16 protein-coding genes are annotated in these 24637 nt (G+C 61.2%); 10 read left to right on the plus strand and 6 right to left on the minus strand.

Translation table 11 applies throughout. The features are described from left to right. Positions 1–3: 3 nt before the first annotated feature. From JFT63_RS21510 to JFT63_RS21530, 5 genes are read left to right on the plus strand one after another with little or no spacing between them, the layout of a single operon-like run. Positions 4–936: a DUF58 domain-containing protein gene (locus JFT63_RS21510; protein ID WP_005787858.1), complete on the plus strand. Its 933-nt coding sequence runs from the start codon at positions 4–6 to the stop codon at positions 934–936. Then, a complete protein-coding gene (locus JFT63_RS21515; protein WP_057703515.1) occupies positions 933–1427 on the plus strand; it encodes a DUF4381 domain-containing protein in 495 nt (164 codons plus the stop codon). Before JFT63_RS21510 ends, JFT63_RS21515 begins: the two co-directional genes overlap by 4 nt. Next, positions 1420–2508 carry a vWA domain-containing protein gene (locus JFT63_RS21520; RefSeq protein ID WP_057703516.1) on the plus strand — a complete coding sequence of 363 codons (1089 nt, stop codon included), beginning with the start codon at positions 1420–1422 and terminating at the stop codon, positions 2506–2508. Before JFT63_RS21515 ends, JFT63_RS21520 begins: the two co-directional genes overlap by 8 nt. Continuing rightward, positions 2505–4244, plus strand: a complete 1740-nt coding sequence (locus JFT63_RS21525) for a tetratricopeptide repeat protein (RefSeq protein ID WP_198844702.1) — start codon at positions 2505–2507, stop codon at positions 4242–4244. Before JFT63_RS21520 ends, JFT63_RS21525 begins: the two co-directional genes overlap by 4 nt. Beyond that, positions 4241–5881 (plus strand): BatD family protein, encoded by a 1641-nt coding sequence (locus tag JFT63_RS21530; protein ID WP_186560491.1) that lies wholly within the window; start codon positions 4241–4243, stop codon positions 5879–5881. Before JFT63_RS21525 ends, JFT63_RS21530 begins: the two co-directional genes overlap by 4 nt. A gap of 711 nt (positions 5882–6592) precedes the next feature. On the opposite strand, the gene JFT63_RS21535 is transcribed toward JFT63_RS21530, so the two are convergent. Continuing rightward, complete coding sequence (locus JFT63_RS21535; RefSeq protein ID WP_198844703.1) at positions 6593–7063, minus strand: hypothetical protein; 471 nt, start codon at positions 7061–7063, stop codon at positions 6593–6595. 408 nt (positions 7064–7471) lie between these two features. Between JFT63_RS21535 and JFT63_RS21540 the strand changes: the two genes are divergently transcribed. The 4 genes from JFT63_RS21540 (at position 7472) to JFT63_RS21555 (ending at position 13404) form a co-directional block, all read left to right on the plus strand. Then, positions 7472–7723 carry a DUF6124 family protein gene (locus JFT63_RS21540; RefSeq protein WP_057703519.1) on the plus strand — a complete coding sequence of 84 codons (252 nt, stop codon included), beginning with the start codon at positions 7472–7474 and terminating at the stop codon, positions 7721–7723. A 214-nt stretch (positions 7724–7937) separates the two neighbouring features. After that, positions 7938–9179, plus strand: coding sequence for an exonuclease SbcCD subunit D C-terminal domain-containing protein (locus tag JFT63_RS21545; RefSeq protein WP_057703520.1), 1242 nt, complete (start codon positions 7938–7940; stop codon positions 9177–9179). Further along, positions 9176–12814, plus strand: a complete 3639-nt coding sequence (locus JFT63_RS21550; protein ID WP_198844704.1) for an AAA family ATPase — start codon at positions 9176–9178, stop codon at positions 12812–12814. The genes JFT63_RS21545 and JFT63_RS21550 overlap by 4 nt, the downstream gene beginning before the upstream one ends. Continuing rightward, a complete protein-coding gene (locus JFT63_RS21555; RefSeq protein ID WP_198844705.1) occupies positions 12811–13404 on the plus strand; it encodes a glutathione S-transferase in 594 nt (197 codons plus the stop codon). The genes JFT63_RS21550 and JFT63_RS21555 overlap by 4 nt, the downstream gene beginning before the upstream one ends. 591 nt (positions 13405–13995) lie before the next feature. Here JFT63_RS21555 and JFT63_RS21560 read toward each other — a convergent pair. The 3 genes from JFT63_RS21560 to JFT63_RS21570 all read right to left on the minus strand — a co-directional run bounded on the left by JFT63_RS21560 (position 13996) and on the right by JFT63_RS21570 (position 15784). Continuing rightward, the gene (locus JFT63_RS21560; protein ID WP_186560020.1) at positions 13996–14175 is read right to left on the minus strand and encodes a hypothetical protein; all 180 of its coding nucleotides are present in this window, start codon (positions 14173–14175) and stop codon (positions 13996–13998) included. Positions 14176–14331: 156 nt separating this feature from the next. Beyond that, positions 14332–15507, minus strand: coding sequence for a lactonase family protein (locus JFT63_RS21565; RefSeq protein ID WP_198844706.1), 1176 nt, complete (start codon positions 15505–15507; stop codon positions 14332–14334). After that, a complete protein-coding gene (locus JFT63_RS21570) occupies positions 15494–15784 on the minus strand; it encodes a DUF5629 family protein (protein WP_057703525.1) in 291 nt (96 codons plus the stop codon). The genes JFT63_RS21565 and JFT63_RS21570 overlap by 14 nt, the downstream gene beginning before the upstream one ends. A gap of 242 nt (positions 15785–16026) precedes the next feature. On the opposite strand from JFT63_RS21570, the gene JFT63_RS21575 reads away from it, so the two are divergent. Then, the gene (locus JFT63_RS21575; protein ID WP_233102371.1) at positions 16027–20961 is read left to right on the plus strand and encodes a dermonecrotic toxin domain-containing protein; all 4935 of its coding nucleotides are present in this window, start codon (positions 16027–16029) and stop codon (positions 20959–20961) included. Positions 20962–21020: 59 nt separating this feature from the next. Here the strand turns inward: JFT63_RS21575 and JFT63_RS21580 are convergent, their stop codons facing one another. Together JFT63_RS21580 and JFT63_RS21585 are read right to left on the minus strand one after the other, a co-directional pair. Continuing rightward, on the minus strand, positions 21021–23396 hold the full coding sequence (locus JFT63_RS21580) for an efflux RND transporter permease subunit (protein WP_057703526.1): 2376 nt from the start codon (positions 23394–23396) through the stop codon (positions 21021–21023). Positions 23397–23412: 16 nt separating this feature from the next. After that, complete coding sequence (locus JFT63_RS21585) at positions 23413–24453, minus strand: WD40/YVTN/BNR-like repeat-containing protein (protein WP_198844776.1); 1041 nt, start codon at positions 24451–24453, stop codon at positions 23413–23415. Positions 24454–24637 lie beyond the last annotated feature (184 nt).

Genomic DNA, 24637 nt, shown 5'->3' on the forward strand with positions numbered 1-24637 from the left:
CCGATGAACGCAAGCGATGGCATACGCGTAACCCTCAGTGAATTGATTGAGATGCGTCACCACGTGCGCGAAGTGCAGCTGTTTTCCACGCCCGGCCAGCGCAGCCCGTTGATCGGTCTGCACCACTCCAAGCTGCGCGGGCGCGGTGTGGACTTCGATCAGGTGCGGGTCTACCAGGCCGGCGACGACGTGCGCACCATTGACTGGCGCGTGACGGCGCGCACCCAGGAGCCGCACACCAAGTTGTTCCACGAAGAACGCGAACGGCCGATCTTTATCATGGTGGAGCAAAGCTGCCGGTTGTTCTTTGGCTCGGGGCAGATGTTCAAGTCGGTGCTGGCCGCACAAGCCGCCAGCCTGATCGGCTGGGCGGCGCTGGGGCATAACGACCGGGTCGGCGGGCTGGTGTTCGGCGACAGCGAGCACTACGAAATCAAGCCCCGGCGCAGCAAACAAAGCCTGTTGCAGCTGCTTAACCGCCTGGTGCGGGTCAATCAAAGCTTGAACACTGAAAGCCGCCCCGAAGCCGACGCTCTGGGCATGGCCTTGCGCCGTGGCCGTGAAGTGTTACGCCCGGGCAGCCTGGGGATTGTGATTTGCGATGAACGAGCGCTGACTGACAGCGCCGAGCAACAGCTGAGCCTGCTGTCGCGACATTGCGACCTGTTGCTGTTGCCCATTTCCGACCCGCTCGATCACGCCCTGCCCGCCGCCGGGTTACTGCGCTTCGCAGAGCGCGGCGCACAGCTGGAGCTGGATACCCTTAACATTGATTTGCGCCAGGCCTACAAAGCCCAGGCCGAAGCGCGCATCGCCCGCTGGGAACGGCTGGCGCAGAAGCTGCGGGTGTTGTTGATGCCCCTGAGCACCCAGAGTGAAATGGTTGAGCAACTGCGCGAGTACCTCAACCCGCAACGGCCGGTTAAAAAACAATGAGCAGCCTGGACCAACTGCAACCGTTGATCGCCCCCCCAGCCATCGGCTTCTGGCCCCCTGCTCCCGGCTGGTGGCTGTTGCTGCTGGTGATCCCGCTGCTCGGCTGGGGCCTGTGGAGGCTTCGCCGCTTCCTGCCGGTGCGCCGCCCCGTGGCCCGCGCAGAACAACCACTGGACCCGCTGCGCATCGCCGCCCTGGCCGAACTGGCCTTGATGCCCAAGCCCTACGACGGCGCACCCGCCGGCGCCTGGCTGCAACAACTCAACGGCCTGCTCAAGCGCCTGTGCCGTAACGACTACCCGTACAGCCAGAGCCATACCCTCAACGGCCGCAAATGGCTGGCCTTCCTCGACAACCGCTGCCCGGCTGCCGGCCTGACCCGCTGGATGGTGCTGGTGGAAGGCGCCTACAAGCCCGAATGCAAACTCGACGACAAAGCCATCGCCGGCCTGACTCAAGCTGTCGACACCTGGATCCGCAAACATGTTTGAGTTCGCCTGGCCGTGGATCTTCGCCTTGTTGCCATTGCCCTGGTTGATGCGCTTGATCCTGCCGGTAGCCGACAGCGGCGAGCCCGCGTTGAAAGTCAGCTACCTCAGTGACCTCGAAAGCCTGGCCCGCCGCCGCGCCCGGGCCAACCTGCCCGGCTGGCGTCAGCAGGCGCCCTTCGTGGTGTTGTGGCTGTTGCTGCTGACTGCCGCTGCGCGCCCGCAATGGCTGGGCGAACCCTTGCCGATTGCGGCCAGTGGCCGGGATTTGCTGGTGGCGGTGGACGTGTCCGGCTCCATGGATTTCCCCGACATGCACTGGCAAGACGAAGACGTGAGTCGTCTGGCCCTGGTCAAACACCTGCTCGGGGACTTTCTTGAAGAACGTCAAGGTGACCGCGTGGGCTTGATCCTGTTTGGTACCCAAGCCTACCTGCAGGCACCGCTGACCTTTGATCGGCGCACCGTACGCACCTGGCTGGATGAAGCGCGTATCGGCATTGCCGGCAAGAACACCGCCATCGGCGATGCCATTGGACTGGCGTTGAAACGCCTGCGCCAGCGTCCGGCGCAGAGCCGCGTGCTGATTCTGGTCACCGACGGCGCCAACAATGCCGGGCAGATCGACCCGCTCACCGCTGCGCGCCTGGCCGCCGAAGAAGGGGTGAAAATCTACCCCATCGGTATCGGCGCCGACCCTGAGCAAACCGGTTCCCTGGGCATTCTCGGCGTAAATCCGAGCCTGGACCTCGACGAGCCGGCACTCAAGGCTCTGGCCGAGGCCACCGGGGGGCAGTATTTCCGCGCCCGCGATGGTGAAGAACTGCTGAACATCAAAGAGACCCTCGACACCCTTGAGCCCGTTGAGCAGCAACCGACCCAGGCTCGCCCGGCCCAGGCGTTGTACAGCGGCCCTCTGGCACTGGCGCTGATCCTGAGCCTGTTGCTGGTGATCCAGGAACGCTGGCCCAACAACGCCTTGCAACGCGCGTTCAACAAGCTGTCGAGCAAAGGGATCTTCCTGCAACAACACCCTGAATGGCGCCAGCGCCTTCAGCGCCTGCGCTTGCGGAGGCGTCGATGATCGCCTTGTGGCCGCACTGGTTCCGGCCTTGGTGGCTGTTGTTGTTGCCGCTGCTCGGCTGGTTGCTGTGGCAATTGTGGCACCGACAAAAACGTGCCGGCCGCTGGCAGATGATCCTGCCACCGGCCTTCCATGCGGTGCTGCTCAGTGGCGGCAACGGCCGCGAGAGCAAAGCGCCGTGGGTGGTATTGGGCATTGCCTGGCTGCTGGCTGTGCTGGCATTGCTGGGGCCCAGTTGGCAACGGGTTGAACAGTCCAGCCAGAAACCATCCGACCCGTTGGTGGTGCTGCTGGAGCTGACCCCGGAAATGCTCGCCACCGACAGCCCGCCCAACCGCCTGGAACAGGCGCGGCGCAAGCTGTATGACTTGCTGCAGGCTCGCACCGATGCGCAAACCGCCATCGTCGTTTATGCCGGCAGCGCTCATACGCTGGTGCCGCTGTCGGACGACCTGGCCACCAGCCGCAACCTGCTGGAGGCCCTGCGCCCCTCGATCATGCCCGAACCCGGCCATCGCGCCGATCTGGCCGTGGAAAAAGCCCTGGGCCTGCTAAAGCAAGGCGGTCTCGGCCAGGGCCGCCTGCTGCTGATCGGCTCGTCGCTGTCGAAACAGGAACGCCAGGGCATCCGTCTGCAATTGCAAAGTGCCCAGGCACCGCCCTTGTCGATCCTCGGCCTTGGCAGCCGCGAAGGCACACCGGTGACCCAGGAAAACGGCGAGTTCCTCAAGGACGACCAGGGCGCGATCCTGGTGCCGCGCCTCGACAGCCCGACGCTCAAGGCCTTCGCCAGTGAAATGGGCGGCCGCTACCGTGCGGCGCGCCTGGATGACAAGGATCTGCGCCAGCTCGGTATGCTCGACAGCGTACAAGCCCTGCGCAACGACGGCCAGGTGCTGCACCTGGATACCTGGGCCGACCAGGGTTACTGGCTGCTGTTGCCGCTATTATTGCTGGCCGCTTGTGCCGGGCGTCGCGGCTGGCTGTTCTGCCTGCCATTGCTGCTGTTGGGCGCGCCTCAACCGAGCTACGCCTTTGGCCTTCAGGACCTGTGGCTGCGCCCCGACCAGCAAGGCCAATACCTGCTCAAGCACAAGCGCCCGGCCGAAGCCGCCGAACACTTTCAGGACCCACAATGGCAAGGGGTAGCGCTGTACGAAGCGGGCAATTACGCCGAGGCGATCAAACGTTTTGCCCAGGGCAACGACGCCTATTCCCACTACAATCGAGGCAATGCCCTGGCCAAAGCCGGTGAACTCGAAGCCGCGATCGACGCCTACGAGCAAGCCCTGGAAGCTCAACCCGATTTGCAGCCAGCGCTGAAAAACAAGGCGCTGATTGAAACCCTGATGCAAGAGCAAGCCGAGCCTGAGCCGGCCACGCCTGCAAAAAACGAAGATGACGAAAGCCCACAACCCGGCCAAACTGCGCAACCGGGTGCCAACGGGCAAACGGGCCAGAGTGGCGAGCAATCGCCCCAGGGCCAGGGCGAAGCCGGCAACGATGAGGCTCAGGCCGGCGCCACGCCACAGCCAGGCGGCAATGAAGTGCCGGGCAGCGAACTGGGCGACGAGCACACCACCACGCCGCCCCTGCGCCCTGTCGACACGCGCCTTGAAGGCGAGCGCCGACAGGCGCTGGAGCAATGGCTGCAAGAGATCCCGGACAACCCCGGCGAGCTGCTGCGGCGCAAATTCTGGTACGAACAGCAACAACATCAGGACACGACTCGATGAGCCGCCGCACCACCCTTTTGCTCCTGCTCGCGTTGTCGGCAGGCCACGCCCAGGCGGCGAACCTGGTCGCCAGCGTAGACCGCAACCGCCTCAATTCCGGGGAAACGGTGGAACTGACGGTGGAGTCCAGCGATGTTACCCAGTTCGGCAAGCCGGACCTGTCGCCCCTGGATGCACAGTTCGAAGTCAGCGGCACCCGTCAGATCAACCAACTCACCACCCTGGGCGGCGATAACCACGCCACCACCCGCTGGATTATCACCCTGCTGCCCAAGGAAAACGGCAGCGTGGTCATCCCGCCGTTGCAAGTGGGCGCACTCAAGACACAGCCGATCACCCTGCAAGTGGTCGAGACCGCCAGCCAGAACACCAGCACCGAGCTGGCCCCGGTATTTATCGAGGCCAACCTCGACCAGACCGCCGTGTACGTCCAGGCCCAGGCACTGTTGACCGTGCGCGTGTACCACTCGGTGTCGCTGTATGACGACAGCAGCCTCACGCCCTTGCAGATCCCTGATGCGCGCGTCGAGCAACTGGGCGAGTCGCGCACCTATGAGAAGGTCATCAACAGCATCCGCCATGGGGTGATCGAGACCCGCTACGCCCTCTACCCGCAGCACAGCGGCACGGTGGTGATTCCGGCGCAGACCTTCAGCGCCACCCTGGTGGAGTCGCGCCCCCCTCAGGAAAACACACTGCAGGGCACCAAGCCGGGCAAGATGATCCACGTCAGCTCCGCGGCCCTGCCGTTGACGATCAAACCCAAGCCGGACCTCTACCCCGCCGACGCTCCCTGGCTGCCGGCGCGCAGCCTGACCCTGAGCGAAGGCTGGAACCCCACGCCGGACCACGTACAAGTCGGCGACTCCCTGACCCGCAGCCTCACCGTTCAGGCCGAAGGCCTGTCCAGCGCGCAGTTGCCGGCGTTGCCCAGCCCCGAAGTCAACGGCCTGCGCCGCTATCCCGATCAACCGGTACTGGCCAATCAAACCAACGACCGCGGCCTGATCGGCAGTCGTGAAGACCGCGAAGCCCTGGTGCCTACCCGCGCCGGAGAGCTGGAACTGCCGCCGGTGGAAGTGGTGTGGTGGAACACCCACGAAGATCATCTGGAACGCACCAGCCTGCCGGCGCGTACTGTGCAAGTGGCGGTCAATCCCAGCCTCGTGGTAGACACCCCCGCCACGCCGACCATCATCACCGCACCCGACGATGAGCGCCTGTGGCTATGGCAACTGAGCACATTGCTGTTGGCCTGTACCACGCTGCTGGGCTTCGGCCTGTGGTGGCGCGCACGCCGGCAGCCAGCGGTACAACGCGCCGCCCAAACCGGCCCCAGCCCACGCACCCTGCTCGACGACCTCAAGCGCGCCACCCAGGCCAACGACCCTCATGCTACCCGCCAGGCCCTCGACGCCTGGGCGCGACAACAACCCGAAACCCTGGCCGACATGGCCGCACGGTTTGTGCCGCTGTCAGATGCCCTGGACGGCTTGAATGGCGCGCTGTACAGCGAAAGCGGCCAGTACTGGTTGGGGGATGACCTGTGGCGCGCGATCAAGGCGATCCCCGTGGCCGAACGCGAGCAAGACCCGGCCACCGATACCACCAGTTTGCCGCCGCTCTACCCCAAGTAACCCAGCCTTAACCAACACCACAAACCCCTGTGGGAGCGGGCTTGCCCGCGATGGCCATAGGTATGGACACAATTTTGTAGGTTGTTGTAGCAGCACCCAACGGTAACCACGATGCGAAGCGAGCCGCTCTTGATCTGCTCTTGATCTGCTTTTGATCTCAGGCGCCCCGTTAAACCACGCTGGCCGGAATTCGACAGGGATTTGGGGGGTAAACCGGCAGGGATGCCGGTTTAGCCGCCCCGCGCCATGGATGGCGCGTGGCGGCGGCCCCCCAAATCACTGGCGGATTACGGGCACACCGAGCCTAAGCGAGGTGCCGAGTGGTGGGGCAAGAGCCCTTTGGTTACTTTGGGCTGGGCCGGCATTCCGGCTCTTTTCCAAAGTGACCCGCCGTCAGGGCGGAACCCTAAGTGGCCGTTACCTAAATAACGGATATGTACCCGGTCCAACTGTGTTGACTGTCAGGCCGTCTTCACAGGCAAGCCAGCTCCCACATTTGGACTGCGGTGCGTCAGGTAGATAAGCGTAGGCTGTCAGGCCGTCACGGGAGCAAGCTCCCTCGCCACAGGTTCAGCGCCGTACCAAAATTGTGTAGGTACCTATGCCGCGATGGCGGTGTAACAGTCGGCAGATGTGCTGGTTGATACTCCGCCATCGCAGGCAAGCCACACACTGTTGATCCGCATCGCCTGCACGGCCGCCCGCCTGCACTTAGTGATTACGACGCGGAACCTTCCATTCACGATGGGGGAATTTGTACAGATAGTTCAGGTTATCCATATCGAACCGGCCGTCCTCCTTGCCGGGACCACCGAAGAAGTTGATGCCGATATCCAGCTTGCGTAGCAATTTTGGCCGTGTGAGTAACTCCTTGGCCGCGTGGTGTGCCTCTGGTGAAAATGTCCTGTCGGTGGCTATCAGGCCAGCGGCTTCTTTCAACTCATTGAAGTTCACATAGCTGTCTGTCGCCCCTGCGGCGTACTCGCGGAAGTGGTCGCGGATCAGCCCTATTAGTTGTCGGTCAGTCACGCTTGCGTACGGGCGCGGGTCTGTGGCGCTGGCCTGGGTTTCGGTGCTTCGTGCCTGACGATGGCTAGCTTGGTTTGAGCGACTGTCAGCATCCGGTTGCTTGGGTAAAGCGGTGAAAGCGCTAGTGGAAGGTGGGTTTACTGAAAATGACATGGTGGGCCTCTGATTCATTCAGGGATTGATTGAAAAATCCACCTTCTGGGTGGTCGTCACTCAACCTGCCGTTCCATTCATCACAGTCCGTTCGACATGCATTGTTAAAGGCCAGCAATCCATATCCCTTTAATTTGCAGGACGTTTCCTAGACAATCCTTTGGCCTTGCGCCTGCTCAACCCACTGGCTAGCCTTCGCTTCGTCGCTGCATATCAGCGATCGGGTGTGGAAACCTGGAATGAGTAGGCGTCATGATCGTGTGCAAACGCTCAATGGCGGCTGTGCGCGGGCAGACTTCGGTCTGACTGGGTCCTACTCCCCGGTTTCCACCCCGCGTATGGCTGCCACCTAATTTGTCGTGTGGAAACGGCATAGGACGGCGCCCCAACTGAGTAGGAGCTATACCCATGAGCAAAATCGTCCCCGACCCACCCTTTCCCATTTTCGTCGCCCACGAAGACCTGAGTTTCGAAGACGCCATCGCCAGCATCTCCTCGCTGCTGCGTTGCGCCGCCACTACCGCCACCGAAACCGCCGAGGGACTCAAAGGCGCCCAACGCGACATGGCCTGTTCCACCGCTCACCTGATCGACATGGCCCGCACCCTCGCCGACCGTGCGCTGGATTGCCTGCAACCCAACCCCACTAACGCCCCATAACCCCTGTGTAGGAGCGAGCTTGCTCGCGAAAAACTCGCAGGCGCCGCGTTTATTCAAAAAACACGCGTTATCGTTGACGTTTTTCGCGAACAAGCTCGCTCCTACAATCAGCCATCAGGGCTAGCTCATACTCCGTTGATCGCGTCGCCCATAAGTCCACGCGCACTTTTACAGGTAAACTCCCCTCTTTTTCATCTTCTCCACGGAGTTCGCCTTGCGTCTGTTCCACACCTCCGACTGGCACCTGGGCCAAAACCTCCACGGCCAGGAACGCGACTTCGAACACGCCTGTTTCCTGGAATGGCTGCTGGGCCAACTTAAAGCCCAGCGCCCGGATGCACTGTTGATCGCCGGCGATATCTTCGACACGGTCAATCCGCCGCTCAAGGCCCAGGAGCGCCTGTATGACTTCATCATCAGCGCCCACGAACAAAACCCGGCGCTGACGATTGTGATGATCGCCGGCAACCATGACTCCGGCTCGCGTATCGAGCTGCCCGCGCCGTTGATGCGCCGCCTGCGCACCCATGCCCTGGGCCGGGTGCTGTGGCTCGATGATGGCCAGTTGGATGCCGAGCGCCTGCTGATCCCCTTGCCGGATGCCAAAGGCAAGATTGCCGCCTGGTGCCTGGCGTTGCCTTTTCTACGCCCGGCGGAAGTCACCGGTGCGCACTTGGGCGATGATTACTTGCGTGGTATCGGCCAGGTGCACGAATGGCTGATCGCGGCAGCCAATGCCAAACGCAAAAAGGGCCAGGCGCTGATCGCCATCAGCCATGCGCACATGGCCGGTGGGTCGGTATCGGAAGACTCCGAGCGCAGCCTGATCATCGGCAATGCCGAGGCGCTGCCGGCCAGCCTGTTCGATAAAACCGTCGGCTATGTTGCCCTCGGCCATTTGCACAAGCCGCAACAGGTCAATGGCGAAGAGCGTATTCGCTACAGCGGCTCGCCGATTCCGCTGTCGTTTTCCGAGATCGGCTACAAGCACCAGATTCTCGACGTGACGTTCCAGGGCGAAAGGCTGGTGGGCTGCGAACCGATCCTGATTCCCCGCTCCGTCAATCTGCAACGCCTGGATGCCGCGCCCCTGGCCGATATCCTCAAGCAACTCGGTGAGCTGCCCGACATCGACCTGCTCGCCGAAACCCAGCGCCACCCCTGGCTGGAAGTTCGCGTGCGCCTCGACGAGCCGCAACCGGACCTGCGCCAACAGATCGAAACCGCCCTGCAAGGCAAGGCCGTGCGCCTGGTGCGCATCGCCGCCGAATACGCCGGCCAGCGCGGCAACAGCGAAGGCGACGATGAGCGCTTGATCGAACTCGACCAGCTCACGCCCCAGGAATTGTTCAGCCGCGCCTGGCAGGACAGCTATGGCAGCGAAGTGGATGAGCAAACCCTGAAGGATTTCGCCGTGCTGCTCCAGGAAGTGCAACAGGAGGGCGAACAGCCATGAAGATCCTCGCTATCCGCCTGAAAAACCTCGCCTCCCTGGGCGGCCCGTTCGAAATCGACTTTACCGCCGAGCCGCTGGCCAGTGCAGGTTTGTTCGCCATTACCGGGCCGACCGGCGCGGGTAAAAGTACCCTGCTCGATGCGCTGTGCCTGGCGCTGTTTGGCGCCGTGCCGCGCCTGGGTGATACCGGCCAGGCCAAGATGCCGGATGCCGACACGGATATCTCCATCGGCGACCCGCGCACGCTGATTCGGCGTGGCACCGGCGGCGGTTATGCCGAGGTGGACTTCGTCGGCGTCAGTGGCCGTCGTTACCGTGCGCGCTGGGAAGCCAACCGCGCCCGCGACAAGGCCAGCGGCAAGTTGCAGAACAGCCGACAAAGCCTGATCGACCTGGACAGCGACCAACTGCTGGCCAGCCAGAAAACCGAATACAAGACCCAACTCGAATTGGCCCTGGGTCTGAACTTCGAGCAGTTCACCCGTGCCGTCCTGTTGGCGCAAAGCGAGTTCAGCGCCTTCCTCAAGGCCAATGACAATGAGCGCAGCGAACTGCTGGAAAAGCTCACCGATACTGCGCTGTACACCCAACTGGGTCGACGTGCATTCGACAAGGCCAAGGACGCCAGAGACGCCCACAAACAGCTGCAAGACCAGGCCACCGGCGTAGTGCCTCTGGCCCCTGAAGCACGCGCCGAACTTGATCAACAGTTGGCCGAGGCCCAGCAGCGACTCAAGACTCAGCAGGCCCAGCTCAAGCAGTTGGAGTTGCAGCACACCTGGCTTAAAGAGTTGCGTGAATGGCAAGAGCGCCAGCTCAGCGCCGTGGAACAATTGCAGCACGCCCAGCAGCACTGGGACAGCCAAGGCCCGCAACGCCAGGACTTGAGTCGCCTGGAGCAATTGGCACCGCAACGCCATCATTTCTTGCGCCAGGCAGAACTCGGCACGCTGTTGACACCAATCGCCGCGCAGATTCAGCAACATCTGGAGCAGCAAGTCGCCCTGCATACCCGCCAGGACCAGGCGCAACAACAGCAAGTGGCCGCCCAGGCGGCGCTGGCCGAGGCCCTGAAAAACCAGGCCGACGCGGCGCCTCTGCTGCGCCAGGCCGTTGAAGAACAGAACACCCTCGCCCACGTGACCCGGGAGCTGGCCAAGCGCAGCGAAGAGAAAAAGCAACAGCAAAGTGCCTGCGACGAAGGCCAGGCTCTGCTCAAGGGTCTGCAAGACACACAAACTCAAGCCGCCGAACGCCTGCACCGCCTGGCCACCGAGCTTGAGCACAGCGCCGCCCTTGCCCCGCTGAGCGAAGCCTGGAACGCCTACCGCGACCGCCTGCAACAACTGATGCTGATCGGCAATCGTCTCAACAAGGGCGAGGCCGAGCTGCCGCAACTTGAACAGCGTGCCAGCACCGCCGCCGAACAGTTCACCCAACAGCGCGAAGCCCTGGACCTGCTCTACCAGGAGGCCGGTGCCGAACCCCATGCGGTGGCCGAGCAAATTCAGTTACTGGCCAGCCTGCTGCAAGACAATCGCAAGCAACAGCGAGCCTTCGAAGACCTGGCCCGCTTGTGGGACAGCCAGCAGCAACTGGATCAACAGACGGGTGCGCTGACGCAAAAACTCGCCGACGCCGCGCAACGCCGCGAGCAACTGAACCAGAGCGGCCTGCAAACCAAGGCCGAACTCAGCGTGGCCGAGCAAACCCTGACGGTGACCAAGCAACTGCTGGAGCGTCAACGCCTCGCCCGCAGTGCCAGCGTCGAAGAGTTACGCGAGCAACTGCAGGACGACCAACCCTGCCCGGTGTGCGGCAGTCACGAGCATCCGTATCACCAGCCCGAAGCTCTGCTGCACAGCCTGGGTCGCCACGACGAAAACGAAGAAGCCACGGCGCAGAAGGCGGTCGACGAGCTCAAGGAAAAACTCAACGAACTGCGCGGTGAAGTCGGTGGCCTGATCGCAGAACAAAAGGAGTTCCTGCGCCAACAGGAACAGCTGGCGATACAGCAACAGGGCCTGGCACAAAGCCTGGAGGCCCATTCGCTGTCCGCCTCGTTGTTCAACCAGGACGCCGCCAAACGCAGCGGTTGGCTGGCCCAGCAATTGGCCCAACTGACCCAGAGCCTCACTCAGGACGAACAACGCCAGAGCGCCCTGCTCAACCTGCAACAAAACGCCGGGCGCCTTCAGCAGCAGTTGCAAGCCGCCCAGGAGGCCAGCCAGCAAGCTCGACAATTGCTGGTGGATCAGCAACGGGAATTGGCCAAGGACCGCGAACGCCTCGACGCAGAACTCGCCACTTTCGCCAACTTGTTGCCAGCGCAAACCCTGGAGGGCTTGCGCAGTGCGCCTGCGGCGACCTTCATGCAACTCGACCAGCAGGTCAGCCAGCGCCTTGAGCAGTTGGGCCATCAGCGTGATGAACTGGCCGAGCAGCAGGAGCGCCAGCAGGCCATCGAGAAACAGCAGACCCACCAGCAACATCGCCAGCAGCAGCTTGACGCGCTCACGCTGCAAGCCAGCGAATTAGCTAAGCAACAGCAGGTTGTTCAAGAAAAACTCAGCGCCTTGCTGGGTGACCACCCCAGCGCCGAACACTGGCAGCAGCAGCTGGAGCAGGCCGTCGCGCAGTCACGCCAAAACGAGACCGACGCCAACCAGGAACTGCACACCGTGCACACGGCCCTGGTCCAGCTGGCTGCTGACCTCAAGGCCCAGCAGGACCGTCAGCACGCACTGCAAGCAGAACAACAAGCGCTTGAAACACGCATCAACGAATGGCGCGCCCTGCACCCCGACCTGGATAACCAGGGCCTGTCACGTCTACTGGCCTTTGATGAAGGCCAGGTCGCGCAGCTACGCCAGGACCTGAACAGCAGCGAAAAAGCTGTCGAGCAAGCCAAGGTGCTGCTGCAAGAGCGCGAACAGCGCCTGGCCGAACATCAGGCCTTGCACAACGGTAATCTGGACGCCGATCAACTGGACCACAGCCTGGCGGCGCTCAATCAGCAACTGGCCGAAGGCGAGAAACACTGCGCCGAACTGCGCGCCCGTCAAACCGAAGATCAACGCCGCCAGGACGCCAACCAGGCCCTGGCCGAACAGATCGCCAAGGCCTATGAAGAATGGCAGCGCTGGGCACGCTTGAATGCACTGATCGGCTCGGCCACCGGCGACACCTTCCGCAAGATCGCCCAGGCCTACAACCTCGATTTGCTGGTGCACCATGCCAACGTGCAGTTGCGCCAACTGGTGCGCCGCTACCGGCTAAAACGCGGCGGCAGTATGCTCGGGCTGTTGGTGATGGACACGGAAATGGGTGACGAATTGCGCTCGGTGCATTCCCTGTCCGGCGGCGAAACCTTCCTGGTGTCGTTGGCGCTGGCGTTGGGGCTGGCGTCCATGGCGTCCAGCACCTTGAAGATCGAGTCGCTGTTTATCGACGAAGGTTTCGGCAGCCTCGATCCCGAATCCCTGCAATTGGCCATGGACGCTTTGGATGGTTTGCAGGCCCAGGGCCGCAAGGTGGCCGTGATCTCTCACGTGCAGGAAATGCACGAACGCATCCCGGTGCAAATCCAGGTCAAGCGCCAGGGCAATGGCCTGAGCACCCTGGAGGTCAAGTGAGCCAGGCGCTGCTGTATTCGTTCCGGCGCTGCCCCTATGCGATGCGGGCGCGGTTGGCACTGCGCTATTCAGGCGTGCCGGTGCAGATTGTCGAAGTGAGCCTCAAGGCCAAACCGGCAGAAATGCTGGTGCTGTCGCCCAAGGGCACGGTGCCGGTGTTGAGCGTCGAAGGCCGTGTGATCGAGCAAAGCCTTGAAATCATGCAGTGGGCCCTGACGCAGCACGATCCCGAGGATTGGTTGCTGCAAGGTGACCCGACGGTGTATGCGCTGATTACCGAGAATGATCAGGTGTTCAAACATCATTTGAATCGATACAAGTACCCCGAGCGCTTCCCCGAGCAACCAATGGAGGCTTACCGGGCCGAGGGTGAGGTGTTCTTGCGCAAGCTGGAGGCCTTGCTGGCAGAGCGGGAGTATTTGCTGGCCGATCACCTGAGCCTGGCAGATGCGGCACTGGTACCGTTCGTGCGCCAATTCGCCCATGTGGATCGCGAATGGTTTGCGGGGACGCCGTATTATCGGTTGCAGGCGTGGCTTCAACGGTTTCTGGAGTCACCGCTGTTTATTGCGGTGATGGCAAAAGCCTGAGTCTTGTTCGACTAATTGTGGGGGGGGGGCTTGCTGCTGATGTAGGTGGGTCAGTCACAGGTGTGCTTACTGACACTTCCTCATCGGGGCATAGGTATCTACACAACTCTTTGGTGCGACGGCCGGACCTGTGGGAGGGGGCTTGCCCCCGATGGCGGCCTCAGGGCCGACCAGGATGCTGGACTTTGATCGAGTGCATATCCGTTATTTGGGTAGCGGCTGATATTGGTTCCGCTTTTACAGCGGGTCACTTTTGAAAAGAGCCCAAAAGTAACCAAAAGGCTCTTGCCCCACCACTCGGCACCTCGCTTAGGCTCGGTGTGCCCGTAATCCGCCATGGATTTGGGGGGCCGCCGCCACGCGCCATCCATGGCGCGGGGCGGCTAAACCGGCATCCCTGCCGGTTTACCCCCCAAATCCATGGCGAATTCCGGCCAGCGTGGTTTGACGGGGCGCTTAAGATCAAGAGCAGATCAAGAGCAGATCAAGAGCGGCTCGCTTCGCATCGTGGTTACGGTTGGCAGTGGCTACAAAAGTTGTGTAGATACCCATGCTTATCGGGGCAAGCCTCCTCCCACAGTTTAGTCTTCTTCAACCCTGGGATTTGTGATCCAGAGCTGCATAGAAATTGGCACTCTGTTGCAGGTATTTCTGGGTGTAGGCGGTGACGCTGGATTTTTTGCCGGTGACTTCCACGCTGGCAGCGGCGGGCAGTGCTACGGTGGCGGAAACAGCGGAAGCGGCGATGATGGAGAAGAGATTCAAGTTCATGGCGGTAACCCTTGTGTTCGTTTGATTGAGTGGCCGGTGGAGGCCTTGGAATCAAACTTACGCCCGAGGGTTTGACCTTAGAAATGCTTTGAAACAGTAGCTGCTATCAATGCAATTAATACAAAGGCTCAGGCCCCGCATTGCGGGGCCTGTGGCTTATTGACGCACCAGAAACTTGAGGTCGCTGGGGGCATCGATCGGTAATTGCTGCACAGTTTTACCCAGCAGACCGGTCTTGGGGTCGCGTTCTACCACCACGATTTCGTTGCTTTTCTGGTTGGCGATCAGCAGGAACTTGCCGCTCGGATCGAGGCTGAACTCGCGCGGGTGGTCACCTTCGACCGAGCGACGCTGGATTTCCTTGAGGTGCGCGGTGGCCGGATCGATGCTGAACACCAGCAACTGATTGGCCGTGCCGCGGTTGCTCACGTAGAGGAACTTGCCATCGCTTGAAACATGCAGCGCCGCACCCGCCTTGTCGGACACCGGTTGGCCGGCGGCATAGTCCAGCAACTGAGTTTGCGTCAGCTTGCCATCGTTGTAATCGAACACCGCGACCTGGGCGCTCATCTCGGTGGTCAGCCAGGCGTGCTTGCCGTCGGCGCTGAACAGCAAATGACGCGGGCCGCTGCCGGGCGGCAGCTGCACCGAGGCCGGATTGGCGGGCGTCAGCGGCAGTTCGTGATTGGCCTTGGGGTCGTACTGGTAGACAAATACTTTGTCAGCGCCCAGGTCCTGCACATACACGTACTTGCCATCCGGCGACGACACCACAGAATGCACGTGGTTGGACGCTTGGCGCTCAGGATTCACGCGGCTGGCCGGATGCCCACTCAACTGCACCGGGGCCGACAGCTTGCCCTCGCCGTCTACCGGCAAGATCGCCAGGCTGCCACCCGGGTCTTCCAGTACCGAATAATTGGCGACGAACAGATGGCGGCCATCGGCGGCGACGCTGGAATGGGTTGGCTCGTTGCCCAGGCTCTGCACCTGGTTGATCAGGGAGAGCTGATGATTGTGCGGGTCGATGCTGTAACTGCTGACACGACCCACCGGGTCTTTCTGGCCTGGACCGTTCTCGTTGACCACAAACAGGTACTTCTGGTCTTTGGAAACCGTCAACCACGATGGGTTGGCCGTCTTGGCCGCCAGCACCGGCTTGCCGCTGAACTGGCCGGTACGGCTGTCGAATTGCAGGCGGTAGATGCCTTCGCTGGTACCGGCAGTGTAGCTGCCCACCAGCAGTTCATGGGTGTCAGCCGGTGCAGCCTGCACCGACATGGCACCGACGCTGCCCGCCATTAGCAAGGGCCAGAATTTACGCATCATCATCGGCTTCATCCTCATCGTTATTGTTGCCGGTGAAAGCGCTCATGCAGATCAGACGATGCTCGCCCGATTCACCGGTAAGGGTCCAGCTTTGCAGGGTTTCGTCAAAAGTCGCGGCCTGCACCTGGGCCAGGCTGAACGCCCAGCGTTTTTCTGCGCGACCGTCCATGGCGGTGATCAGCAACTTCTCGTCATTGAGCTCAAAATCGAAGGCGTGCAGGCCGTCGATTTCAAGCATGTCGCTGGTAGCAAGGACGGTGGTCAGGGTCTGGGCAGTCATGGCAGTCAATCATCTACGGGAAAGCTATCGATGATAGCGCAGGGCAGCGAACCCGGTGCTGTTTTCCCGCCCGCCGCAGTTACAAATACATCGAAACACACAGACCAACGCCACGGATCTTGAGGCTCGCATAAAGGTCTGGCGCGATACGGCAACAGCCTCTCACGTATTACCGATTTCGCCTGGATGCCAGTGCGATATTTTTCTTGCGCGTTTTCCATCCAAGCAAAGGAATTGCTCCCATGCAATCGATCAGAAACAACCCACGCGTGTTCACTGCCATATTGCCAACTGAAGCCGTGACGCCGCGTCATGAACCCGTACCCACCCCACCGTCGCCCATCCCTTCCAGAACCGAGCGCTCGGCACCGGTACGCATACCCAGCGCCATACAGAGCAGGCTTGAAGCAACGCCACCAGCCCAGACGCCCACCGAGGTGGTTGCCAACCCATTCGCCAGCCGCCCGACCGTGCGTTCGGTGGTCGCGACCATGCTGGATAGCGCCCTCAAGCACCGCTACCCCACGCTGGACTTCAAGAGTGCCAACACCTCCCTGGCGACCCGCCTACCTGCTGATTCGGAGCAATATGCATTAACTCCGCTACTGGACCTGGCCCTCAAACACCTGGCAACCGGCGCCGATCTGGGCATCACCGCCAAGAGCCAATGGGTCGAATCCGACTCCGCTAACCCCCTGCGTGTGGTCGACGCCGGCGGCAACCTGACCACCCTGGACATGCGCACCGTCGAACTGGCCATCCGCGCCCTGCGCTCTGCTCTCCCTGGCGCCTACACCGCAGCCATTAGCCAGTATTGGGGCCAGGATGCCTTCGCTTCCACCAGTCGCTGGCAATGGCTCAGCGACACCCTCAACGACAGGCTACGCGTCGGTGGCCTCCAGCAGCCGGGCCTCAATAACCTGCAACGCGAAACCCTCGACCAAGTCGCACGCTACCCCGACACGGACGAACGCCGTCGGGTCAATGGTACTGACGCCGCGCAGGTATTCATCGTGCAGACCACAGTGAAACAGGCGCAAACCTCCTCCACGCTGTTAAGTCCTGACCTGTTGATCACGCGCCAGGTGAACGGCCAAAACCTGGTGCTGCATGTAACGCCAGCAGGCGTGGTGACGCCTTACGTTTCTCTAGAGGATTTCGCCTCGGCCCTGTCGGACCGGCTCGCAGGGCAACTGAGCTTTGACCACTTGACCTGGAAGCGCATCGAACCAGACGGCAACATCTTTGATACCCAGGCAGCCGTGATCCTCAACCGCCAGTTGCAGAACCTTCAGGCCATACGGCTGCCAGCCAGCACCCCGGTGGAAAACCTGGAGCAGCTGTTTTCCGAGGCGACCGATACAGCTGCCATCTTCACTAGCCAGACGACCACGACGCCGGAACGCTTGCAACAGATGAAGCGCAAGCTGCCCGGATGGCTGGGAAATGCCAGCATTGCCGAGCGTTTTGCCTACCAGCGCGACACCCTCGCTCTCGCCAGCAGCGTGGCACGTCATCAAGGGCGCAGTTTCCTCAGCGACATCCCCGATATCCGCACCTACGCCGAGCAGCAACTCAACGCCCAACTGGCATCCAAGGGCTATACCGCGAACGACCTGGAAGTCACTTTCAAAGTCGCAGTGGGTACCCTCGCCGGTGGCTACATCGAACCGATCAGGATGAGCCTGGTGGACATGGCCTTGGCTAACCTTGCAGGCCTGCCCAAAGGGACCATGGAGGTCCGCCTGCGTGGGCAGCCGGTGACCGACCCTCTGATGCCGCAGATGCTCAAGGACCTGATCAACAACGTCGACATTGGCGAGCATTACCCTGCTCTGCTCAAACAGCGCCTGCTCAGTGACACGCCGCCCGCACGTGAATGCGCCACACTGTTCGCCGAGCAGGTGCCATTGCAACTGAACATGCAAGCCCTGGAGCTCAAGCTCAAGGGCGAAGCCGGGATCACCGCGCAAGGCTGTCGTTTTGTCGAGGCCATCAGCCGCCCTGGCACCGGCCCGCGCACGGTCGATAACCAGGAGATCACGGTGCGGCCCCTGGCATTGCTGCGCAAGCCCGGCGCCACACCGGATGTGGTGGCCAATATGTTCCTGATCGAGCCCCAGGACCCCGTCTGCGGCCCGCACCTGCTCTATCGGCCGATGCTCGCGCCAACGCTTCAGGAGTTCGCCAGCCGCGACGCGCTGTTGGCCGCCATCCAGGCGCCGGGCTCGTTGCAACAAAGCATCCTGGCCTGGCTGCCAGACGACAAAGCCCGTGCGGTCTACGGCAACGGTGGACTCAAGACACCCCACGTCGCCCACTACAGCGTGTTCAATGAATTCGACGCGCCACAAACACCCGCACCGACTACGTTGGCGATCGACGACTATCCTGCGGCCCGCACACTGAGCAAAGACCTGCTCGACGGCAACCTGATGCAACACCTGTACAACAGTAATGCCCAAAGCCTGGTATCCCTTGCCCACGGGCAGTCCACCTCGGATGCGCAGAGCCGCTGGGCGTTGCACAAGGAATTGGGCTGGTTGCTGTTCAATACCCTGCTCCCCGTGTTGCGCGGGCCAGGAGCCATGGCCGGCTGGCTGCTGCAACTGGCCAGTATGGAGAACGATATCCAGCAGGCCAGTGAGTCGACCGGTGGCGACCCCACACAAGCCATGGTGGACTTGCTGGTCAACGTCGCCACGCTCTTGAGCCATACCACGCCCGGCACACCAGCCGAACACCCGGTGGGCAAAACGCCCTTTATGCAGCGTGCAGAAGTCTCAAATCCGCTGCGGCGTGGGGCCCAAACACCAGCTCCCACACAAGTGCTGATAGAACAAGAACCGCCCGCGCCCGGCGGATTGCTCGACAGCCACCAGCCGTTCGACTTTGCCTTTTCCAGCCTGCACGGACTAAGCCCCGCCCAGCGCGCTTATATCGCCACCTTCAGTGTGGCCGCCCCCATCGGCGAGGTCGCACCGATTCAGCAGGGCATGACCGAGGGTCTCTACCTTATTGATGAAAAACTGCATGCCCGTATCGATAACCACTGGTACCGGGTCGCTTGGGATCTGGACGGCGCTTTTGTCATCGATGAGCAAAACAAAGCACGCCCCGGCCCGCCGCTGAGTCGTGACGGCCAGGGGCGCTGGCAGTTCAATATTGGCCCTAAGCTCAAGGGCGGCATGCCCGTCAGCGATCGGATACAAGCCACCCTCGACCACAACCTCAACCAGAGCAAGGCGATGCTCGAAAGATTCAAGGTTGAACGACAAAAAGTGCTGCCTATGGGGGTGCTGATGGAGGACGCCAAAGAGCGGCTCCAGCAGACGCAAGAGAATCTGAAAAAATCGGACAAAACCCTCAGTACTCTTTGGGGCCTGGTCAATAGTGGCGCACGTGGCGCTGACTTCGCCGACCGCTACCAGAAGGAGCTGCGTTTTAACCGCAGCCTGACAGCATTGCTGCGCATTAGCCTGGATAACTTTCAACGATTCGCCGACCCGATCATCACAGGCCGAAAAAACGCACTGCAGGCACTACACAGTGACAACCCGGCAGCTGATCTTGAGACCTTCAAGGAAGTACGTGGCGAGGAGTACAAGGCCATCGCCGAAATCCTGCGTTCGCTCTACGTTGACCATCTTTACGACGCCGGTGAGTTTACCCACGCTTGCTCGGGTGAGCCACTGTCCAAGCTAACAGAAAGAGTGCGCGCCAATCAGCCTGGCGCCTACGCCGAAATGGTCGAAACCATGAGCCAGCGCCTGGATCACCTCGGTCGTTTGATCAAGGCTGCAACCTCCTATGAAGCGTTGCTGGATGAATGGAAAAACGACTCGCCCGTGAATAAGAAACAGGCCGAGCTCTTTATCAAGAGCACCCGACAGCCACCGGCCAATCTGGTGCTGACAACCCGGTTGGAGCACCTGAGCACACTGCGCGAGCTGAGTATCGATCGCACGGTCAACACCCACTCCCCCGAGAAAGACTTCTTTCTTGATCGCTTCAATCGTGCCGAGCTCAATACGGTGTCCCTGGCCCATATCGAGTTGCAACAGCATGAGGGCTACACCGCCGACGAACGTATCGCAGTGCTCAGCAACTTGATCGATAGATACCAGAGCGAACTGAGCAACACCCAGGCACTCCAGGAAATCAGGCCTGAGGGCGTCCGGCCACTTTACGGCGAGTATTTCATTAAATGCCTGCAAGACGTGATCAGCCAGGCCCAGGCCGAGCTGGCCGACCTGATTCGTGAAGAACAACACCTGCCCCCGACAGTGCGCCCCCGGCAGGATCGGGCACGCAAGTCTCCCAACAAGCGGGTGTTCAAGACGCGTGACAAGCAGACTTTGATCGGGACGCTGCGCGACACCCAGCCGGGGCAGACAGTGCCGATCATTGATGTACTTGACCCCCAGAACGGCCAGGCATTGAAAACCTACAGTTGGCACCAGACCGAAGGTGAATGGGTGCAGGTGGTCAAGCCCGAATCGGTCACACCGACTCCGGCGCCCTCGCCAAAACCGTTATCGGCCTATATCAGCACTGCCAGCAAGCTGATGGAGGAGCGGGCATCCATTGAACGCTCGATTCAATTCCAGAAAAAGAAACTCGCTGATCCGACACAGCGAGAGTCCGTCAGCCCCCAGGATTGGAGCGACATGCTTGAGGCCCAGGCGGAGCGCCTTGAGCAAGTGGCAAACCAGGCCCTGGCCAACCACAGCGCAGACAGCGACACCGCCGCCCTGGTGGAACAATGGCAGGAAGCCGCGACGGACATGCGCGAGCAAGCCATTGCCCATCGCTGTGATGGCTACCTGGTCCAGGCGCCGCGCCCGGAAAACATCGACTACCTGTGGACCCACAACCGCGTGGACATCGGCTTGGTCAAGCGCGACAAACCACTCAAAGGGGGCGACTTCCTCACTGAATACGCGATACGCGATAAGAACGGCCTCAAGGACCTGTGGTATGCGCACTTCCACTACCCAAGCGCCGGCTCACCCGTTGAGGCCTACAGCGCTGCGCACCTGAAGATTCCTGCGCAGCGTTACCTGACGCAAAAGGACCTGGTGGGCCAGGCCGGCCAGAACGACACCTCCATCGACCGGATCCTGCGCACCCGGATCAAGCCCCCACTGGACCAGAAACTGTTCTTGAAGTTATAGCCCTGGCGCTGTATGAGCGAGCTTGCTCGCTCATACAGGAGTGGACATTTGAATCGGACTCAGTGGGCAAACAACGAATTGCCCTTCTGCCCCGCGAGCTTCTCGGGCTTGATCAGGAACCGCGCCAGCGCCGGCAGCAGCCACAGCGCGCCGAACATGTTCCACAGCAGCATAAAGGTCAGCATCAGGCCCATATCGGCCTGGAACTTGATGGCCGAGAAGATCCAGGTACATACACCGATGGCCAGGCACAGGCCGGTGAACAGCACGGCTTTACCGGTGGACTTCAATGTCTGGTAGTACGCCTCTTGCAGCGGCAAGCCTGCACGCAGGAAACTTTCCAGGCGGCTGTAGATGTAGATGCCGTAGTCCACGCCGATCCCCACCCCCAGAGCTACCACCGGCAAGGTCGCGACCTTGACGCCAATGCCCATGAACGCCATCAGCGCGTTACCCAGCACCGAGGTCAGCACCAGCGGCAGCACGATGCACAGAGTCGCCGCCCATGAGCGGAAGGTGATCATGCACATGGTCGCCACACACAGGTACACCAGGATCAGGATGATCAGTTCCGACTCCTTGATCACCTCGTTGGTGGCCGCTTCGATCCCGGCATTACCGGCGGCGAGGATGAACTCCAGGCCTTCCTTGTTGTTTTCCCTGGCGAATTCCTGCACGGCGTGCACCGCACGGTCGAGGGTTTCGGCTTTATGGTCGTTGAGGAACACCAGTACCGGCGCCAGCGAGCAATTGTTGTTGTACAGGCCGTCGGCACGGGCGATGGAGTTGTTCAATACGTCGGGGTTGCGCGACAGGGTTTCCCATTTCAGGTTGCCCTCGTTCATGCCCTTGATCATTTGCTTGGACACGGTCACCAGCGAGATCGCCGACTGCACGCCTTCGGTGTTCTGCATCTTCCACATCAACTGGTCGATAGGGGCCATGGCCTCATACCGTGAGCAACCTTCGGCGCGGGTCTTGACCATCACCACCAACACGTCGGAGCTGGTGGAATAGTTGCTGATGATGAAATTGTTGTCTTTGTTGTAGCGCGAGTCCGGGCGCAGTTCCGGTGCGCCTTGGTCGAGGTCGCCGATCTTCAGGTTCTGGCTGTACCAGAGGCCGCCACCAAAGGCGATCAAGGCCAGGAAGATCGAGACCGGCGCGACTTTCGGGCTGGCGAATTTGGCCAGCAGGCGCCAGAACGCATGTTCGCGGTTCGCGTCTTTCTTGCTTTTGGCGATGGCGCGCTTGCTGATGCCAACGTAGGAAATTGCCACCGGCAGCAGGATCAGGTTGGTGAACACGATCACCGCCACGCCGATCGACGCACCGATGGCCAGTTCACGGATCACGCCGATATCAATGATCAGCAGGGTAATAAAGCCGACCGCATCGGCCAGAATCGCGATCATCCCAGGCAAGAACAGTTGCCGGAAGGTGCGGCGTGCTGCTGTGAGTGCGTTATCGGCCTCGCCCGATTGCAGGGCAATACCGTTGATCTTCTGTACGCCGTGGGAAATACCGATGGCGAAGATCAGAAATGGCACCAGCATCGAGTAGGGATCCAGCCCGAAACCGGCGGCGTGCATCAGGCCCAACTGCCAGACCACCGCCACCAATGTGGTGCTCAGCACAGCGATGGTGCTGCGCAGGCAGTTGGTGAACCACAACAACAGGACCAGGGTGATGCCAAAGGCTACGCCGAAGAACAGCACCACCATGATCAGGCCGTCGATCAGGTCCCCGACTTTCTTGGCGAAACCGACAATGTGGATTTTTACGTTAGGGTTCTGCGCCTCGAACTTGTTGCGGATCTTGTCTTCAAGCTCGTGGGAAAACTTCTGGTAGTCCAGGGCCAACAGCTTGCCCTGATCCTGCGGGTCCGGGTAGGACTCCAGCAGCGGGATATCAACAATACTCGACTTGAAATCGTTAGCCACCAAACGCCCGACCTGGCCGGACTTGAGCACGTTGTTGCGCAGCTGATCGAGGCTTTGCGGTGAGCCGTTGTAGCTTTGCGGGATCACTTCACCCCCGGCAAAGCCTTCTTCGGTCACCTCGGTCCAGCGCACGCTGGGGCTCCACAGCGACTTGAGGCCCGAACGATCAACACCGGAGATGTAGAACACCTCGTCGTTGATCTGGCGCAGGGTCTCCATGTAGTCCTTGGTGAAAATATCCCCGTCCCTGGCCTCCACCGAAATGCGCACGGTGTTGCCCAGGTTGGCCAGGTCGTTGCGGTGCTCCATCATCTTTTCAATGAAGGGGTGCTTGAGGGGGATCATCTTTTCAAAGCTGGTGGACGGGCGAATCAACGTCGCCTGCCAGAACAGGAAAATGCTCACCAGCAGGCAGATGACGATCACCGCCGGGCGATTGTTAAAGATCAGGCGCTCAAGAAAGGTCGCTTTATCGTTGTGATGACTGCTCATGCGTTCCCCGCCCTTCTTATTGTTTTACGAGTTCGGCGCCGGCGGGCGTAGCGACACGAACGCCACCCTGCCCCACCAGAATCAAGTTGCCATTGCCTGCGGCCGTGACTGCCGAGAGTGAAACCCGGTCCGGGCGATTGAACACGCTGAACGTCTGGCCGTCGTCGTGACTGACCACCACGCTGCCACCGTTGCCGACCACGACGATGGCGCCATCATTGAGCAACGTGGCACCCGACAGGCCGAACTCCAGCGCACCGCGTGCGGCATTGAGTTCAACCTGTTCCCAGGTGCTGCCGAAATCCGTGGAGCGGTACAGGTTGCCGCGCAAGCCATAAGCCAGCAGGGTCTGCGGCTGCGCGGTGCCGATCACCCCAAACAACGAGCCCTCGTAGGGGCCTTCGAGCTTTTCCCAGGTTTGGCCGTCGTCGCTGGAGCGGAACATGCTGCCCTGTTCACCGACAATAAACAGGCCGGCGTCTTTGATAGAGGCGATGGCGTTGAGGTGGAGTTGATCTTCGTTATCGAGGCGGTCGCTGACGTCGGCCCAGGTGCTGCCGCCGTCGGTGGTTTCAATCAACGCGCCGTAGGCGCCAACGGCCAGGCCGTGCCTGGCATCGTTGAACCACACATCGAGCAACGGCGCTTCGCGCTTGAGGTCCTGATATTGCTGGGTCCAGGTGGCGCCGCCGTCGGAGCTGGCAAGGATTTGCGCATCATGGCCGACGGCCCAGCCCTGTTTGTCATCAACGAAAAACACCGCCGTGAGCAGTTGGCGGGTGGGGACTTTGGCTTGGGCCCAGGTGTTGCCCTGGTCATCGGAATACAGGATATGCCCACGATCACCGACCACCACCAGGCGTTTGCCGGCGTGCGCCACATCGATCATCAAACCTTTGGCGGCCTTGGGGGATTCAATCGCAAATACCGCGGCGGCGGGGGTATCGCTGGCGGCCAGCACGGGCGTGGACATCACGGCACCGGCAAGCAGCGAGAGCGCTGTGGCCAGCAACGCAACCCTGCGTGCGGCGCGTGGGCGGCAAACATCCCAACCCATGACAGGCTCACTCATAGACCTTTCTCCCATTTATTATTGTTAGGTCGGCTTATCTTCCAGGACCTTGAAACCTGCAACCTAGAGCGCCTGGAACCAGCAAGGGCCATCCTATCGGGCTTTGGAATCGTCTGACAATCGGCGCTACGTTATCTTTTGTTAACTGATGGGGTTTGGCTACGGCTGA

The organism is Pseudomonas sp. MF7453 (genome assembly GCF_016405455.1).
GTDB classification, from domain to species: Bacteria; Pseudomonadota; Gammaproteobacteria; order Pseudomonadales; family Pseudomonadaceae; genus Aquipseudomonas; species Aquipseudomonas paralactis.

Coding starts and splice junctions, on each gene's coding strand:
- JFT63_RS21560 (WP_186560020.1), bottom strand. CDS start 14,175: ATGAACTTGAATCTCTTCTCCATCATCGCCGCTTCCGCTGTTTCCGCC.
- JFT63_RS21515 (WP_057703515.1), top strand. CDS start 933: ATGAGCAGCCTGGACCAACTGCAACCGTTGATCGCCCCCCCAGCCATC.
- JFT63_RS21520 (WP_057703516.1), top strand. CDS start 1,420: ATGTTTGAGTTCGCCTGGCCGTGGATCTTCGCCTTGTTGCCATTGCCC.
- JFT63_RS21525 (WP_198844702.1), top strand. CDS start 2,505: ATGATCGCCTTGTGGCCGCACTGGTTCCGGCCTTGGTGGCTGTTGTTG.
- JFT63_RS21565 (WP_198844706.1), bottom strand. CDS start 15,507: ATGATGATGCGTAAATTCTGGCCCTTGCTAATGGCGGGCAGCGTCGGT.
- JFT63_RS21585 (WP_198844776.1), bottom strand. CDS start 24,453: ATGGGTTGGGATGTTTGCCGCCCACGCGCCGCACGCAGGGTTGCGTTG.
- JFT63_RS21510 (WP_005787858.1), top strand. CDS start 4: ATGAACGCAAGCGATGGCATACGCGTAACCCTCAGTGAATTGATTGAG.
- JFT63_RS21530 (WP_186560491.1), top strand. CDS start 4,241: ATGAGCCGCCGCACCACCCTTTTGCTCCTGCTCGCGTTGTCGGCAGGC.
- JFT63_RS21540 (WP_057703519.1), top strand. CDS start 7,472: ATGAGCAAAATCGTCCCCGACCCACCCTTTCCCATTTTCGTCGCCCAC.
- JFT63_RS21570 (WP_057703525.1), bottom strand. CDS start 15,784: ATGACTGCCCAGACCCTGACCACCGTCCTTGCTACCAGCGACATGCTT.
- JFT63_RS21535 (WP_198844703.1), bottom strand. CDS start 7,063: ATGTCATTTTCAGTAAACCCACCTTCCACTAGCGCTTTCACCGCTTTA.
- JFT63_RS21580 (WP_057703526.1), bottom strand. CDS start 23,396: ATGAGCAGTCATCACAACGATAAAGCGACCTTTCTTGAGCGCCTGATC.
- JFT63_RS21575 (WP_233102371.1), top strand. CDS start 16,027: ATGCAATCGATCAGAAACAACCCACGCGTGTTCACTGCCATATTGCCA.
- JFT63_RS21550 (WP_198844704.1), top strand. CDS start 9,176: ATGAAGATCCTCGCTATCCGCCTGAAAAACCTCGCCTCCCTGGGCGGC.